Below are 15,337 nucleotides of genomic sequence, written 5' to 3' on the forward strand. Positions count from 1 at the left end.
CCACACCAGACATGAGCCAGCCACTCTCGGGAAAGGTCGCGCTGATCACCGGCGCCGCGCGCGGACAGGGCCGGGCACACGCCGTGCGCCTTTCGGCCGACGGCGCCGACATCATCGCGATCGATCTCGCCGGGCCGCTGCCGCCGAGCGTCCCCTACGACTCGCCGACGCCCGACGATCTGGCCGAAACCGCGCGGCTGGTGAGCGCGAACGGCCGGCGGATCGTGACCGCCGAAGCCGACATCCGCGACCTGGACGCGCTGGCGGCCGCGGTGGATGAGGCGGTCGGCGAGCTGGGCCGGCTCGACGTCATCGTCGCCAACGCCGGGATCTGCAGCCCCGCACCCTGGGATCGGATCACCGCGCAGGATTTCCGAGACACCATCGACACCAACGTGATTGGCACCTGGAACACCGTGATGGCGGGGGTGCGGCACATCATCGACGGCGGCCGCGGCGGTTCGATCATCCTGATCGGTTCGGCGGCCGGCATCAAGATGCAGTCGTTCATGATCCACTACACCGCAAGCAAACACGCCGTCGTGGGGATGGCGCGGGCGTTCGCCGCCGAGCTCGGCCGGTACAACATTCGCGTCAACAGCCTCAACCCCGGCGCGGTCGCCACCCCGATGGGCACCGGCCGGATGCGGGAAGCGTTGCAAGCCGCCGCCGACGACTACCCGCACCTGCGGGGCATGCACAAACCGCTGCTGCCCGAAGGAATTGCGCAGCCGGAGGACATCGCCGACGCCGTGGCCTGGCTGGCCTCCGACCAATCCAGATTGGTCACCGCAACCCAGGTTTCGGTCGACATCGGCGTCGGGTACGTGTGATGCGCGGCCTGGCCGGCAAGACATTCGTGGTCGCCGGGGGCGCCACCGGGATCGGCGCGGCCACCGCCGAACGCCTCGCCGACGAAGGCGCCCACGTCGCCATCGGCGACAACAACATCGCGGGTGCCACCGCCACCGCGGAGCGGATCGAGTCCGCCGGCGGCCGCGCGATCGCCATCGAATTCGACCTCGCCGACGAACAATCCGTGCGGCGCCTCGTCGAAACGACGCTGCAAGAGTTCGGGGCCATCGACGGCCTGCACAACGTGGGCGCCGATCTGTCGGAGAAAAACCTCGGACGCGACACCACGATCCTCGATACCGGGATGGACGTCTGGCAGCGCACGCTCGACGTCAACCTGCTCGGGTATGTCCGCACGATCCGCGCCGTCCTGCCGCACCTGCTCGCCCGGGGTGGGGGCAGCATCGTGAACACCTCGTCCGGCGCCGCCCTGGGCAGCGACCCCCTGCACGTCGCCTATGGCGCCTCGAAGGCCGCGGTGAACCACCTGACCCGGCACGTGGCCGTCAATTGGGGCAAACACAACATCCGCAGCAACGGCGTCATGCCGGGCCTGGTGATGGGCGAAACCCAGGAGCGGCAGAACGACGTCGCGCTGCAGCAGGCCTTCCTGACGTTCGGCAAGACGAGCCGGCTGGGCAGGCCGGACGACCTCGCGGCGATCACCGCGTTCCTGCTGTCCGACGACGCCGAGTGGATCACCGGCCAGGTGTGGTACATCGGCGGCGGGTCACACCTGCGCCAGTAGCCCGAACCCCCGGGCAGGCACAATGGTGGGGTCAAGACGGCAGCGGGGTATCGAGAAGGAGCGGCATGCCCACCAGCGAATATCGGGTGAGCGGGATGAGTTGCGCGCACTGCGAGGCCGCCGTGCAGAGCGAGGTCACCCGAATCCCCGGCGTCGAGGGCGTGACGGTCAGCGCCGACACCGGCCGGCTCGTCGTCACGAGCGCGCTGCCCATCGACGCGGACGTCGTGCTCGGCGCGGTCGACGAGGCCGGCTTTGAGGCCGTCCTGGTCGCATGAGCACGCCCCCACGGCACATCGACGAGGGCGCCCTGCCCGCCGACGACGCTTCGGCCGCCACCACACCCCCCATCGAGCTTGAGATCACGGGGATGACCTGCGCTTCCTGCGCGGCCCGGATCGAAAAGAAACTCAACAAGCTCGACGGCGTCGCCGCCACTGTCAACTACGCGACCGAGAAGGCCGTCGTCAGCGCCCCCGCCGGGTACGACCCGCGGATGCTGATCGCCGAGATCGAAAAGGCCGGCTACGCGGCCGCCGTGGCGTGACGCTCGCCGGAGCGCGATCCCGAGCTGGCGTCGCTGCGCCGACGTGTGATCACCGCCGCCGTGCTGGCCGTCCCGGTGATCGCCATGGCCATGGTTCCCGCGTGGCAGTTTCCTCACTGGCACTGGGCATCACTGGCGTTGACGGCTCCGGTCGTGCTGTGGTGCGGGCTGCCCTTCCACGCGGCCGCCTGGACCAACCTCAAACGCGGCGTCGCCACGATGGACACCCTGGTCTCGATCGGGACCCTGGCCGCGTTCCTCTGGTCGCTCTACGCGCTGTTTCTGGGGACGGCCGCCCAGCCGGGTATGCAGCACGACTTCGAGCTGACCGTCGGGCGCGACGACGCCCCGTGCCACGTCTACTTCGAGGTGGCCGCCGGCGTGACCCTGTTCGTCCTGGCCGGGCGGTACTTCGAGAAGCGGGCCAAGCGGTCCGCCGGCGACGCGCTGCGCGCGCTGGTGGCACTGGGCGCCAAGGACGTCGGGGTATTGCGTGGTGGCAGCGAGACCCGGCTGCCGATCGAGCGGCTGGCGGTCGGCGACGAGTTCGTCGTGCGTCCCGGCGAAAGGATCGCGACCGACGGGATCGTCGTCGCGGGTTCCTCGGCCGTCGATGCCGCCATGCTGACCGGCGAGTCCGTCCCCGTCGAGGTCGGCGAGGGTGACCCCGTCACCGGCGGCACCGTCAACGCCGGGGGCCGGCTTGTCGTCCGCGCCACCGGGATTGGCGACGATACCCAGCTGGCGCAGATGGTCAAGCTCGTCGAACGGGCCCAATCCGGCAAGGCGCGGGTGCAGCGCCTGGCGGACCGCGTTTCCGGCGTGTTCGTTCCCGTCGTCCTGGCGCTCGCGGCGGCGACCCTCGGCGGTTGGCTCGCGGCGGGCTTCTCGCCCACCACCGCGCTGACGGCGGCCGTCGCGGTGCTGATCATCGCCTGCCCGTGCGCGATGGGGCTGGCGACTCCGACCGCCCTGTTGGTCGGCACCGGCCGGGCGGCTCAGCTCGGCGTCCTGATCCAGGGACCCGAAGTGCTGGAGTCCACCCGCAGGATCGACACGATCGTGCTCGACAAGACCGGCACGGTCACCACCGGCCGGATGACCCTGGTCGATGTGATCGACGGGTCGGGAACCGACCGCGCGACGCTGTTGCGGTACGCCGGGGGCCTGGAAGCCGCCTCCGAACACCCCATCGCGCAGGCCATCGCCCGGGCCGCCGCGGCGCAACTCGGCGCGCTCCCCGCGCCCGCGGACTTCGCGGGCGTCCACGGCATGGGCGTGCACGGCACGGTCGACGGTCATGCCGTCGTCGTCGGGCGCGCGAGCCTGCTGACCGAGCGCGGTCTGCGCCTCGACGCCGCGCTCGACGCGGCCAAGGCCCGGGCGGAGGGCGAGGGCAAAACGGCCGTCGTCGTCGGCTGGGACGGCGTGGCCCGGGGGCTGTTGGTGGTCGCCGACACCGTCAAACCGTCCAGCGCCGAAGCCGTGCGGCAATTCAAGGGGCTCGGCCTGACCCCGGTGCTGCTCACCGGCGACCACCACACCGTCGCCGCCCGCATCGCCGACGAACTCGGCATCGCCGAGGTGATCGCCGACGCGATGCCCGCCGACAAGGTCGCGGCCGTCAAGCGTTTGCAAGCCGAGGGCAAGGTGGTCGCCATGGTCGGCGATGGCGTCAACGACGCCGCCGCACTGGCCGCCGCCGACCTGGGTCTGGCCATGGGCACCGGCACCGACGTCGCGATCGAGGCCGCCGACCTGACCGTGATCCGCGACGACCTGCGTGCGGCCGTGGACGCGATCCGGCTCTCGCGGCGGACGCTGGCCACCATCAAGGCCAACCTGGTGTGGGCGTTCGGCTACAACCTCGCCGCGATCCCCCTCGCCGCGCTCGGCATGCTCAACCCGATGCTGGCCGGCGCCGCCATGGCGCTGTCCAGCGTTCTCGTGGTCGGGAACAGCCTGCGGCTGCGCTCGTTCACCAGCGTCATCACCGACGCGTGAACCGCGCCGAACGTTGGGCCGGCGGGCCGCGGTCGTATGCGATAGTGGGTCCGGCCGCCGTCTGCCGAGACCCCGACCGGCCCCCGGACAATCACGACAATCACGACAATCACCGCACCCTCGCGCAGCGATCGATCTAGCAAAGGTCACGACCGTTGGAGCAGTTCTTCGGGCAACTGTCCCTGCTGCATGGCTGGTTTCCGCCCGCCGTTCAGGGCCTGGCGTTACTCGTGCTGATCGTCGCGATCCAATGGCGTGCGCGAAGCTGGCTCAAGCGAGTGCTGCCGGTGGCGTTGATCGCGGCCGCCGCGGCGACCGTGCTGTCGCGCTGGTACATCACTTCGCTCGGGGTGGCCGGGGACCCGGCACCGACGACGCTGTGGTTGTGGATCGCGATGAGCGGTCTGGCCGCCGCGGTGTTCGTGGTGGGCTGGCGGGGTGTGCGCTGGTGGCGCCGCGGGCTGGCGGTGGTGTCGATTCCGCTGTGCGTCCTGTGCGCGGGCATGGCGCTGAATGGCTGGGTCGGCTACTTCCCCACGGTGCTTGCCGCGTGGAACCAACTGACCTCGGTGCCGTTGCCCGACCAGATCGACCGGTTGCGGGTCACCGAAATGCAGATCGCGGGAACGAGGCCGACCAAGGGCGTCGTGGTGCCGGTCGACATCGACGCCTCGGCCTCCCGCTTCGCCCACCGGCGGGAATTGGTCTACCTGCCTCCGGCGTGGTTCAACAGCAATCCCCCGCCCCGGCTGCCGGCCGTGATGATGATCAGCTCGGCCTTCAACACCCCGGCCGACTGGCTGGGCCCCGGCGGTGCCTTCACCGCCATCGACAGCTTCGCCGCCGCGCATCACGGGTTCTCGCCGGTGCTGGTGTTCGTGGATCCGACCGGGTCATTCGACAACGACACCGAGTGCGTCAACGGTCCCCGCGGCAACGCCGCCGACCACTTGGCCAAGGACGTCATCCCGTTCACGGTGTCGAACTTCGGCGTCAGCGCGGATCGCACCAACTGGGGCGTCGCCGGCTGGTCGATGGGCGGTACCTGCGCCGTCGACCTGGCCGTCATGCATCCGGAGCTGTTCAGCGCATTCGTGGACATCGCGGGCGACCGCGGCCCCAACGTCGGGTCTAAGGACCAGTCCGTCGCCCGGTTGTTCGGCGGCGATCAGGCCGCGTGGGCCGCCTTCGACCCGGTCACCGTCATGACCAAGCACGGTCACTACACCGGCCTGTCCGGATGGTTCGACGTGCCCGTCTCCTCGGGACCCCACAACGTCGCCGAACAAGACCCTTCCTCTCTCACACCCACCCTCGCCGCGTCCAGCACCGATTCCGCCGCCAATCCCGAGGGCCAGGACGCCGCCGCGAAGTCGCTGTGCTCGGTCGGCGCCGCGCATGGCATCTCCTGTGCGGTGCTCACCCAGGAGGGTAGGCACGACTGGCCGTTTGCCGCCCAGGCGTTTGCCACCGCCCTGCCGTGGCTGGCGTCCACCCTCGGAACTCCCGGTACCGAACCCGTGCCATTGCCGCAACGCGGCGCCGGGGAACCGCATTGATTCCCGCTGGTCGGTTCGCTCAAGCGGCCGCAATGGCCGCCGTCGAGAATTCACAGCTGACCCTCCCGTAACGCAGCCGACCAATCGGGTCTCCGAATGGTACGGTTCGCTGCTGTGGCCTCGGTGTTCTCCACTCACGGCGGTTCCTACGGGGACGCGCTTGTTACGCAACGCGCCACAATCCGTTTCCGAATCGCCGGGCCGAATTCGTCTTTTCTGCGCCCGCGCTTCCCCGTGATCGACGTCGTCCCGTCGCAGCCATGAACCGCCGCCAATTCCTTGGATCGCTTGCCGCGTCGGTGGTCGCCGGCGTCGGGACGGCGCGGCTCATCGTCGACCCGCAGCCGCGCACGTTCGCCCAGACACCGGGCGTCGACATACCAACCTCCGGCCCGGCCGCCCCACAGGCCCTGCTGCCGCCCCCGCCGCTCAGCGCCCGCATCCCACTGCCCGGTGGGGGCGCGTTGATGAAGATCCCGGGCGAAGGTGACCTGCTCGCGCTGACCGTCGACGACGGGGTGAACAGCGAAGTGGTGCGCGCCTACACGCAGTTCGCCAAGGACACCGGCGTGCGGCTGACGTATTTCGTCAACGGGGTCTACGACTCGTGGACCGAAAACTCCGAGCTGCTTCGGCCGTTGGTCGACAGCGGGCAGATCCAGCTCGGCAACCACACCTGGTCACATCCGGACCTGACCACACTGACCAAAGAGCAAGTCGCCGAACAGCTCACCCGTAATGACGCGTTCTTGAAGAAGACGTATGGCATTGGCGCGAAACCCTATTGGCGCCCGCCCTACGCCAAGCGCAACGCCGCCGTGGATGCCGTGGCCGCCGACCTCGGTTACAAGGTCCCCACCCTGTGGTCGGGTTCGCTCTCGGATTCGACGTTGATCACCGAGGACTACATCGTGCAGATGGCCGATCAATACTTCACGCCGCAGGCCATCGTCATCGGGCACCTCAACCATCTGCCGGTGACGCACGTCTATCCGCAGCTCGTCGACATCATCCGCGACCGGAACCTTCGCACCGTCACGCTCAACGACGTGTTCCTCAAGACGCCCTGACGACGGCCGTGGGGCGCGGTGTCGTTGCCCAACAACGTCTTCAGCGTCTCGCGCGGCTCCGCTTACCCAGGATCTGCCGCCATCGCTTCTCCAAGGCGATTGCGCCGGAACGCATTACCCGCAAGGCGCTCCGTCGGTCGATGATCCGGGCGCGCTCGTCGCCGGGTCGGGCGCCGTCGGCGGAAAAGGTCGCCGAAATTGCGGCACCCTCGACGGCGCTCCACGCCGCCGACACATCGGCAATTCTTTACCCAGAATCATCGTTAGCCGGCAGCCAATCTCTAAAAAATTAGAGATTGCTCTTCCGCTGGCGGGCGGTCCATTGTTACCGTTCCGTAATGCATCGGGCCGGGGGAGTTTTAACAGTACTGCTGATAATTGCTTCGGCACTGGTGGGAGCCGGAATTGCGCGGGCCGACGGCGGGGACGAGCCGCAGTACGCGGACTTTTACGCCGCGCCGGATCCGCTGCCGCCCGGCCGGCCCGGCGACCTGATCCGCACCGAGCCGTCGCGGTTGGTCCTCGAGCCGTCGGGCCAGCTGGGCGCGATCATGGCGACCGGCACGCGAATCATGTACCGCAGCACCGACACCCGGGGTAACCCCATCGCGGTGACGGGCACCTACTTCGAGCCCTACAACGACTGGCCCGGCGGCGGCCCGCGCCCGTTGATCAGTTACGCACCGGGCACCCAGGGCCAGGGCAATCAGTGTGCGCCGTCACGAATGTTCAACCAGGGCATCCACTATTCGGGTGGCTGGGACATCATGTTCAACTACGAGGAACTGTTCGTCGCCACCATGGTCGCGCGTGGGTTCGCCATTGTGATGACCGACTACGAGGGCCTGGGCACCGCGTCGATGCACACGTATGTGGGCCGGGTGGCCGAGGGACAGGCCGTGCTCGATGCCGCCCGCGCGGCCATGCGCCTGCCCGGCACGTCACTGGATCCGCATGGGCCCGTGGCGTTTTGGGGCTACTCGCAGGGCGGCGGCGCGACCGCGTCGGCGGCCGAACTCGCCTCGCAATACGCGCCCGACCTGCACATCGTGGGCACCTACGCCGGGGCGCCGCCCGCCAACCTCAAGGAGCTACTGCCCTACGCCGACGGCAGCGCCCTGGTCGGCGTCGTCGGATACGCCCTCAACAGCGTGATGGCCGCCTATCCGGAATTCGCCGACATCATTCGTTCCAAGATGACGCCGCGCGGGTTGGCGATGCTGGAATCGGTGTCACGGCAATGCGTCGGACAGACCTTGCTGGACTTCATGTTTCGCCACATACAGCCCTACTTCACCGAGGACATCAACCAATTGGTGAACGAGGAGCCGTTCAACAGCCTGTTCGAGGCGCAGCGACTCGGCCGCTACAAACCCAACGCGCCGGTGCTGATCGACAGCAACCGCTACGACCCGCTGGTGCCGTGGACCGCGGCCAATCAACTCGGACGCGACTGGTGTGCCCAGGACGCCGACGTCGAATTCCGCACCAACGAAGAGCCCCCCTTCCTCAACAAGCTCGTCATCAACCACGCGCTGCCGATGCTGGTCGACGGCGAACCGGCCATGCAATGGATCGCCGCCCGTTTCAACGGGGAGACCACCACGCCGAACTGCGGTCAGTTCTAACGCGCGGCCAAGGTTGGCGCCGATAAACTGGGGCGTATCGCTGCACGCAGAAAGCACAACGCGCCCGAGCGGCGCCGCGAACTCGCCGACGCCGCGATCGAATTGCTGGGCAGCAACGGCGTGCACGGTGTCAGTCACCCGAAGGTCGACGACCACGCCGGCGTGCCGGCCGGCACCACATCGTTCTACTTCAGGACCCGCAAGGCGCTGGTGCACGCCATGGCCACCCGCCTGGCCGAACTCGACGTCGCCGACTTTTCGATGATGGCCGAACTGGCCGAGGATCACGCCACCCAGTTCACCGGCACCGCCGGCCTGGCCCGCATCGTCATGTACGTCAACAGCGAACCCTGGCTCACCCGCGCCAAGGCCCGCTACGAGCTGGCGCTGCTCGCGGGCCGGGACCCGGAACTGGCCGCGGCCCTTAGTGAGTCGGCGGACCGGCTCTACGCCCTGGCCCGCGACGTCGTCACCCAATGGCACCCCGACGGCAGCGCGCCGGATCCGGCGCTGGTCGACGACCAGGCCACCGCCACCCTGGCCTTCATCAACGGGATCATGCTGACCTTCGTCGCGGGCCAGCCGGCCGTCGACGACCCCGAACGCCTCGACCGGCTCATCCAGGGCGTCATCGCCGGCGTCGCGCACGTTCGCGGTGACTGACCCCTGTCAGCGCGCGTCGAACATTCCGTCGATGAGGCGGTGCAGCACCTCCCGGGTCTCTCGGCGGGAACGGTCCGGGTCCTCGGCGGTGGCGATGACCATCGCGGCCTCGTCGAGCGCGCCGATCAGCACGTGGGCCAGCGGCCGCACCGGTTGCTCGGCCAACTCGCCGGCCCGGATCGCCTCGGTGAGCAGCTGCTCGGTCATGCCCAGGCTGTACCGCTGCGCGACGTCGCGGAATCCCGCCCAGCCGAGCACGCTCGGCGCGTCCAGCAGGATCAGTTGCCGCACTTCGGGATCGGCGGACACCTCGAGCCACGCATCGACCGCGGCGCGGACCGCGCCCGTCGGCGTCGCTGCCCCCGATTCGGCGACCACCACGGCCATCCGCGCCATCACATCCTGCTCGACGACCTCGACGACTTCACGGAATAGCGTTGCCTTGTCGGCGAATTGGTGATACATCGCGCCGCGGGTGACCCCGGCGGCCGACGCGATCTCGGGCGTACCCACCTCCGCGTATCCCCGCAGGCCCCAGAGTTTGCGGGCAGCCGCGATCAACGCCTCGCGGGTCGCCGCGGAGCGCTCCTCCTGGGTGCGTCTCTTGCTTTCCATACAACCTGTTGGTAACTTACGAACAGACAGCCTGTTTGTAAGTGTATCTCTCACGTAGGAGTCCTCATATGTCGACGACCGACATTAGTGCCGGAACCATTCATTACGAAGCAACCGGACCCGAAAACGGCAGGCCCGTGGTCTTCGTGCACGGGTACATGATGGGTGGTCAGCTGTGGCGCCAGGTCAGCGAACGGCTGGCCGCCCGCGGATTGCGGTGCATCGCCCCGACCTGGCCGCTGGGCGCGCACCCGGAACCGCTGCGTCGCGGCGCCGATCGAACCATCACCGGGGTCGCCGGCATGGTCGCCGAGGTGCTGGCCGCGCTCGACCTCGAGGACGTGGTGCTGGTCGGCAACGACACCGGCGGCGTCGTCACCCAGTTGGTGGCCGTGCACCACCGCGAGCGGCTGGGTGCGCTGGTGCTCACGAGTTGCGATGCGTTCGAACACTTTCCGCCGCCGATCCTCAAGCCGGTGATCGTGGCGGCCAAGTCGAAGACGACGTTCCGGGCCGTCGCCCAGGCCATGCGGGTGCCGACGGTGCGCAAGCGGGCGTTCGACGGCCTGGCGCACCGCAACATCGATGACCTCACCGAACAGTGGGTGCGCCCGGCGTTCTCGCTGCCGGCGGTCGCCGAGGACCTGCGCCAGTTCACCCTTTCCATGCGCACCGAGGTCACGACGACGGTGGCGACGCGGTTGTACGACTTCGACAGGCCGACCCTCATCGCGTGGTCGGCCGACGACGTGTTCTTCGAGCAGGAGGACGGCGCCCGGCTGGCCGCGACCATTCCCGGCGCCCGCCTCGAGGTGATCGCCGGAGCCCGGACCTTCTCCATGGTCGATCAGCCCGACCGCCTCGCCGAGCTGCTGTCGACGGTCGCGGTGCGCGCGTAACGTCTTCTGCCTCGCGGCCGTAACGCCACGGCGGAAATTCGAGGTCCGATATTTCGCCGTGGCGTTACGCTCGCGGGCATGGAAAATGTCCTGCAAGGCCGGCGGATCCTGGTGACCGGCGCCGCCACCGGCATCGGCGCGGCCGCGGTCGAGGTCCTGACCGGTGCGGGCGCCGAGGTCGCCGCGACCTATCACAAGACGCCGCCGCCGGAAGGCCTCGCCGCCAAGTGGTTCCAGTGCGACGCGCGTGATCCCGACGCCGTTTCGGCCACGGTCACCGCGGCGGCGCAACACCTGGGCGGACTCGACGTGCTGGTGAACGCCGTCGGGCTCTGGCAAGCGGGCATCCCCGGCTACATCGGTGCCGACGAGATCTCGTTCCTGTTGGACACCAACGTCAAGGCGACCGTCCTCACCAACCAGGCCGCCCATGCCGTCATGAAAGAGCAAGATCCCAAGGGCGGCCGCATCATCAACTTCGGCTCGTCGGAAGCCGTTATGGGCAGCCCGATCTCGGCCGTCTACGCCGCCACCAAGGGCGCGGTCCAGGCGTGGACGCGCAGTGCCGCCAAGGCCTGGGCCGCCGACAACATCACGGTCAACGCCCTGGCGCCGGCCGTGCAGACGCCGGGCGCCGACCGGCTCCGGGACTTCCTCGGCCCCGACGCCGCCGCGCTGATCGACCAGCAGATGAAGATGATGATCCCGCTGGGCGGCGCGCTGGGGGAACCCGCCCGCGACCTCGGGCCGATGCTGGTCTTTCTGGCCGGGCCCGGTTCGGGCTTCATCACGGGGCAACTGCTGGCGGTCGACGGCGGCCTGATGATGGTGGGCGGATAGGCGGCGCGCCGCTCGCCGCCGACCGCTACTATAAGACGGACCGTCTCGTCTCGTAGGGTAGGCAGAGTGAGGGTGAATCGGACCGATGGCTGACGACACGATTCAAGCGCTGCTGCGCAAGCGCCTATCCGACCCGTCGATCGCGGTGAAATACGGTGACACGCAATGGAGTTGGCAGCAGTACTTGGAGGGCTCGACGGCGCGGGCCGCCGCCCTGCTGGCCGCTGCCGATCCGTCACGGCCGGCGCACGTCGGTGCCCTGCTGGGAAACACGCCCGAGATGCTGAGCCAGATGGCCGCGGCCGGGCTCGGCGGCTACGTCCTGTGCGGCCTGAACACCACCCGGCGCGGTGACGCGCTGGCCGCCGACATCCGTCGCGCCGACTGTCAGTTCGTGGTGACCGACGCCGAACACCGCCCGCTCCTGGACGGCCTGGACCTGCCCGGCACGCGCATCCTCGACACCTCGACGCCGCAATGGGCCGAGTTCGTCGACACCGCCGGCGAGCTGATCCCTCATCGGCAGGTCACCGCGATGGACGCCTTCATGATGATCTTCACGTCGGGAACGAGCGGAAACCCCAAGGCGGTGCAGGTATCTCACTTCATGGCCACGGTCGCCGGACTCAGCCTGGCCGAGCGATTCACCCTCACCGAGCAAGACACCTGTTACGTGTCGATGCCGCTGTTTCACTCCAACGCGGTGGTCGCGGGGTGGGCGCCCGCGGTGTGCTCCGGCGCCGCGATCGTGCCGGCGAAGTTCTCGGCGAGCAACTTCCTCGACGACATCCGTCGCCACGGCGCCACCTACATGAACTACGTCGGCAAGCCGTTGGCCTACATCCTGGCCACCGCCGAACGCGACGACGACGCCGACAATCCGCTGCGGGTGGCGTTCGGCAACGAGGCCAACGACAAGGACATCGAGGAGTTCGCGCGCCGCTTCGGCGTGCAGGTCGAGGACGGCTTCGGGTCGACCGAGAACGCCGTCATCGTGATCCGCGAACCCGGCACGCCGAAGGGCTCGATCGGCCGGGGCGCCGACGGCGTGGCGATCTACAACAGCGAGACCGTCACCGAATGCGCGACCGCACGGTTCGACGCCGACGGAGCCCTCGTCAACGCCGACGAAGCGGTGGGCGAGCTGGTGAACACGGCGGGCTCGGGCTTCTTCACCGGCTACTACAACGACCCGGACGCCAACGCCGAGCGCATGCGCCACGGCATGTACTGGTCCGGCGACCTGGCGTACCGCGACGCCGACGGCTGGATCTACCTGGCCGGCCGCACCGCCGACTGGATGCGGGTCGACGGCGAGAACCTGGCCGCCGCGCCCATCGAGCGGATCCTGTTGCGCCACAGCGCGATCAGCCGGGTCGCGGTCTACGCCGTCGCGGACGGCCATGTCGGCGACCAGGTGATGGCGGCCATCGTGCTCAACGACGGCCACACGCTGGCGCCCGACGACTTCGAAACGTTCCTGAACGCGCAGCCCGACCTGTCCCCCAAGGCCCGGCCGCGCTACGTGCGCATCGCGACCGACCTGCCCAGCACCGCCACCCACAAGGTGCTCAAGCGGCAGTTGATCGCCCAGGGAACCGCGATCGGGCAGGGAGAAGTGTTGTGGGAGCGCGAATCCCGTGGGTCCGCCTATGCGGTCAGCGGCTCCGCGGTGCCCGGCGGCGGATCTGCCCCTTCGACCGTCGCACCCGTTTGACCGGATCGCGGCTTGTGCCGGCGGCGATCTCGTCGCGTAACTGGGAGATGTTGGAGATCTCCGCGTAGAGCCCCCGGATCGCGTAGTCCAGGACGGCGAAGGAGTACCGCTGTTCGGGGTCGTCGGTGATGCCGAGCTCGTGGGAGCGCTGCCGCGACCACAGCGCCTCGTCGAGCCGGGCCCGGGTCGCGTCGAGATGGCGGTCCAGGGTGTCCAGGAGGTGTTCGGGGTCCTCGCCGCGGGCCAGCCAGGTCTTGAGGATGACGGGGTGTTTGATGACCACTTGGTCCTGACCGGGGAAGTGCTGCACCCAGCGGCGCAGCGCGTCCAGCCCGGCCTCGGTGGTCTCGTACAGGGTGATGGCGCGCTTGCCGGATTGGGCACCGATCTCGCTGACCATTCCCCGGGCCAGCAGCCGGGTCAGTTCGCGCCGCACATGGCTGACCGACGGGGACCAGTAGAAGTGGCCGACGGACAGTTCGGCGCGCATCTTGATCTCACCGGCGGTGAGTTGCTCGTCGTTGGCGGCCAGCACGCCCAGGACCAGGTAGGCGGTGACCGGAAGTCCGTTGCTGGTACGGGGACTCACGAACTGTCGGTCCCTTCTGCGGTGAAGTACGGAAGCGTCACGTCGGGGCCGACGTCGTGAAATTGCACCCGCACACGCAGGCCGACCTCGATGTCCTCCGGCGGCAACCCGACGACGTTGGTCAGCATCTGATAGCCCTCGTCGAGCGTGACGATCGCCGGCGCATACGGCGGTTCGAACTCCGCCGTCACCGGCCGATACACCACCGTCCAGCTGTAGATCTCGCCGCGCCCGCTGCCGTGGCGCCAGTCGATGTCCTCCGAAAGGCATTGGCGGCAGTGCTCGGTCGGCGGGAAGTTCGCCAGGCCGCACGCCCGGCACCGCTGGTAGCGCAGCTGATTGGACCGGCATCCCTCCCAGAACGGCACGCTGACATGGCTGCTCGCGTGCGGGACGGGCCCGGTTTGGGGTCGCAATGGGTCAGAGGTCACCGTGGCTCGTCTCCCAGAATCAGCACCGTCGTGAACAATGCCCCCGCTCCCCCGTTGCTACACAACGCGATACGCGCATCGGGGACCTGAAGATCACCGGCCTGGCCACGCAACTGCTGAACGGCTCGGATCGCGCGCTGCATCATCTGCGGGTTGGAGCCCGCGTGGCTGAACGACATGGTTCCCCCGTCGGTGGTGATCGGATGGCTGCCGTCGATGGCGATGTGGCCATCGGCGACGAACGGACCGCCCTCGCCGTCGCCGCAGAAGCCGAAAGCTTCGAGCTGACGGATGATTTCGAAGGAGAACGGGTCGTAGAGTTCCAGCACGTCGACGTCATCGCGGCGTAGCCCGGCGTGGCTGAAAGCGCACTCGGCAGCGCGCCGGCCCACCACACCGTTCACGTGATCGCCGCGCCGCCCGGCGAGGTCGTACGCCGGTGGGTGCTGGTAGGACGGCCCGTGGAAGTCCGCGCCGCTGCCCAGGACGTAGATGGGTTGGCTCTTGACGTCGACGGCGCCGACGTTGGCCACGACGAGCGCGCAGCCGCCTTCGGAGGTGGTCGCGCAGTCCAGGAGATGGAACGGGTCCGCGATGGGCCGCGATGCGGTGATGTCCTCCGGAGCGAACGGGCCGCGTTGGTAGTAGACGGCTTCGGGGTTGCGCGACCCGTTGTTCCGGATGGTCGCCGCGACGATCGAAAGTTGTTCGCGCGTCGTGCCGTAGACGTGCATGTGACGCCGCGCGATGAGTGCGAACTCGGCGGTGGTGAACATGCCCCAGGGCGCGACGAACTCGTTTTCGGGCCGGGTCCACGGCGCGGTGGCCTCGTGGTCGCGGTACTCGCCGGCCTGCGCCGCGACCAGCACCACGACGTCGGCCATACCGTGCTCGATCGCGGTGACCGCCTCGGTGATCATGCCGACCCCGAAAGCCAGGCCCTGCCAGGCCGGGCCCAGACGCAGATCGTAGATCAACGATGTCGACTGGGGGCTCGCACTGATGCCGTCGACGTCGTCGAGGGTCAGGCCAGCATCGTCGAGGGCGCCCAGGATCGCCTTGATCGCCAGGCCGCGCGACGTTTCGCCGTCGAGTCGCCGCCCCTGCCGGGTGTTGTGCACTCCGACAATCGCCGCGGTGCGCTTCGTCGCACTCACCGATGTCCCATTCCT

14 protein-coding genes and 1 pseudogene are annotated in these 15,337 nt (G+C 68.8%); 11 read left to right on the top strand and 4 right to left on the bottom strand.

Annotated elements, in window-relative coordinates:
- Positions 1-11: 11 nt before the first annotated feature.
- The 8 genes and pseudogenes from JF781_RS18220 to JF781_RS18255 all read left to right on the top strand — a co-directional run bounded on the left by JF781_RS18220 (position 12) and on the right by JF781_RS18255 (position 9,074).
- Positions 12-833, top strand: coding sequence for a mycofactocin-coupled SDR family oxidoreductase (locus JF781_RS18220; RefSeq protein WP_225327934.1), 822 nt, complete (start codon positions 12-14; stop codon positions 831-833).
- Positions 833-1,603 carry an SDR family NAD(P)-dependent oxidoreductase gene (locus tag JF781_RS18225; protein ID WP_225327935.1) on the top strand — a complete coding sequence of 257 codons (771 nt, stop codon included), beginning with the start codon at positions 833-835 and terminating at the stop codon, positions 1,601-1,603. Before JF781_RS18220 ends, JF781_RS18225 begins: the two co-directional genes overlap by 1 nt.
- Positions 1,604-1,668: 65 nt before the next feature.
- The gene (locus JF781_RS18230; protein WP_225327936.1) at positions 1,669-1,881 is read left to right on the top strand and encodes a heavy-metal-associated domain-containing protein; all 213 of its coding nucleotides are present in this window, start codon (positions 1,669-1,671) and stop codon (positions 1,879-1,881) included.
- A pseudogene (locus JF781_RS18235) lies at positions 1,878-4,154 on the top strand (heavy metal translocating P-type ATPase). Before JF781_RS18230 ends, JF781_RS18235 begins: the two are co-directional and overlap by 4 nt.
- Before the next feature lie 155 nt (positions 4,155-4,309).
- Positions 4,310-5,713 carry an alpha/beta hydrolase family protein gene (locus JF781_RS18240; RefSeq protein WP_225327937.1) on the top strand — a complete coding sequence of 468 codons (1,404 nt, stop codon included), beginning with the start codon at positions 4,310-4,312 and terminating at the stop codon, positions 5,711-5,713.
- 260 nt (positions 5,714-5,973) lie between these two features.
- Positions 5,974-6,783 (top strand): polysaccharide deacetylase family protein, encoded by an 810-nt coding sequence (locus JF781_RS18245; protein WP_225327938.1) that lies wholly within the window; start codon positions 5,974-5,976, stop codon positions 6,781-6,783.
- A gap of 338 nt (positions 6,784-7,121) precedes the next feature.
- Positions 7,122-8,411, top strand: coding sequence for a lipase family protein (locus tag JF781_RS18250; protein WP_225327939.1), 1,290 nt, complete (start codon positions 7,122-7,124; stop codon positions 8,409-8,411).
- Between the two features lie 27 nt (positions 8,412-8,438).
- Complete coding sequence (locus JF781_RS18255; RefSeq protein ID WP_255642044.1) at positions 8,439-9,074, top strand: TetR/AcrR family transcriptional regulator; 636 nt, start codon at positions 8,439-8,441, stop codon at positions 9,072-9,074.
- A 6-nt stretch (positions 9,075-9,080) separates the two neighbouring features.
- Here JF781_RS18255 and JF781_RS18260 read toward each other — a convergent pair whose 3' ends face one another.
- Entirely contained in the window at positions 9,081-9,689 is a 609-nt protein-coding gene (locus JF781_RS18260; RefSeq protein WP_225327941.1) for a TetR/AcrR family transcriptional regulator, read from the bottom strand.
- Between the two features lie 68 nt (positions 9,690-9,757).
- Between JF781_RS18260 and JF781_RS18265 the strand changes: the two genes are divergently transcribed.
- The 3 genes from JF781_RS18265 (at position 9,758) to fadD1 (ending at position 13,145) form a co-directional block, all read left to right on the top strand.
- Positions 9,758-10,588 (top strand): alpha/beta fold hydrolase, encoded by an 831-nt coding sequence (locus JF781_RS18265; protein WP_225327942.1) that lies wholly within the window; start codon positions 9,758-9,760, stop codon positions 10,586-10,588.
- Between the two features lie 78 nt (positions 10,589-10,666).
- Positions 10,667-11,428: an SDR family NAD(P)-dependent oxidoreductase gene (locus JF781_RS18270; RefSeq protein WP_225327943.1), complete on the top strand. Its 762-nt coding sequence runs from the start codon at positions 10,667-10,669 to the stop codon at positions 11,426-11,428.
- Positions 11,429-11,513: 85 nt separating this feature from the next.
- Entirely contained in the window at positions 11,514-13,145 is a 1,632-nt protein-coding gene (fadD1, locus tag JF781_RS18275) for a fatty-acid--CoA ligase FadD1 (protein WP_225327944.1), read from the top strand.
- On the opposite strand, the gene JF781_RS18280 is transcribed toward fadD1, so the two are convergent.
- The 3 genes from JF781_RS18280 to JF781_RS18290 are packed head-to-tail and all read right to left on the bottom strand — an operon-like array spanning position 13,087 to position 15,322.
- Positions 13,087-13,734, bottom strand: a complete 648-nt coding sequence (locus JF781_RS18280) for a MarR family transcriptional regulator (protein ID WP_225327945.1) — start codon at positions 13,732-13,734, stop codon at positions 13,087-13,089. The genes fadD1 and JF781_RS18280 overlap by 59 nt on opposite strands.
- On the bottom strand, positions 13,731-14,165 hold the full coding sequence (locus JF781_RS18285; RefSeq protein ID WP_225327946.1) for a Zn-ribbon domain-containing OB-fold protein: 435 nt from the start codon (positions 14,163-14,165) through the stop codon (positions 13,731-13,733). The genes JF781_RS18280 and JF781_RS18285 overlap by 4 nt, the downstream gene beginning before the upstream one ends.
- Entirely contained in the window at positions 14,162-15,322 is a 1,161-nt protein-coding gene (locus JF781_RS18290; RefSeq protein ID WP_225327947.1) for a thiolase family protein, read from the bottom strand. Before JF781_RS18290 ends, JF781_RS18285 begins: the two co-directional genes overlap by 4 nt.
- Positions 15,323-15,337 lie beyond the last annotated feature (15 nt).

The sequence above is a fragment of the Mycobacterium sp. WUMAC-067 genome (assembly GCF_020217485.1).
Taxonomy (GTDB): Bacteria; Actinomycetota; Actinomycetes; order Mycobacteriales; family Mycobacteriaceae; genus Mycobacterium.

Excerpts from the sequence above, each read along its gene's own strand:
- JF781_RS18220 (WP_225327934.1), top strand. The coding sequence starts at position 12 with ATGAGCCAGCCACTCTCGGGAAAGGTCGCGCTGATCACCGGCGCCGCG.
- JF781_RS18225 (WP_225327935.1), top strand. The coding sequence starts at position 833 with ATGCGCGGCCTGGCCGGCAAGACATTCGTGGTCGCCGGGGGCGCCACC.
- JF781_RS18230 (WP_225327936.1), top strand. The coding sequence starts at position 1,669 with ATGCCCACCAGCGAATATCGGGTGAGCGGGATGAGTTGCGCGCACTGC.
- JF781_RS18245 (WP_225327938.1), top strand. The coding sequence starts at position 5,974 with ATGAACCGCCGCCAATTCCTTGGATCGCTTGCCGCGTCGGTGGTCGCC.
- JF781_RS18250 (WP_225327939.1), top strand. The coding sequence starts at position 7,122 with ATGCATCGGGCCGGGGGAGTTTTAACAGTACTGCTGATAATTGCTTCG.
- JF781_RS18260 (WP_225327941.1), bottom strand. The coding sequence starts at position 9,689 with ATGGAAAGCAAGAGACGCACCCAGGAGGAGCGCTCCGCGGCGACCCGC.
- JF781_RS18265 (WP_225327942.1), top strand. The coding sequence starts at position 9,758 with ATGTCGACGACCGACATTAGTGCCGGAACCATTCATTACGAAGCAACC.
- JF781_RS18270 (WP_225327943.1), top strand. The coding sequence starts at position 10,667 with ATGGAAAATGTCCTGCAAGGCCGGCGGATCCTGGTGACCGGCGCCGCC.
- fadD1 (WP_225327944.1), top strand. The coding sequence starts at position 11,514 with ATGGCTGACGACACGATTCAAGCGCTGCTGCGCAAGCGCCTATCCGAC.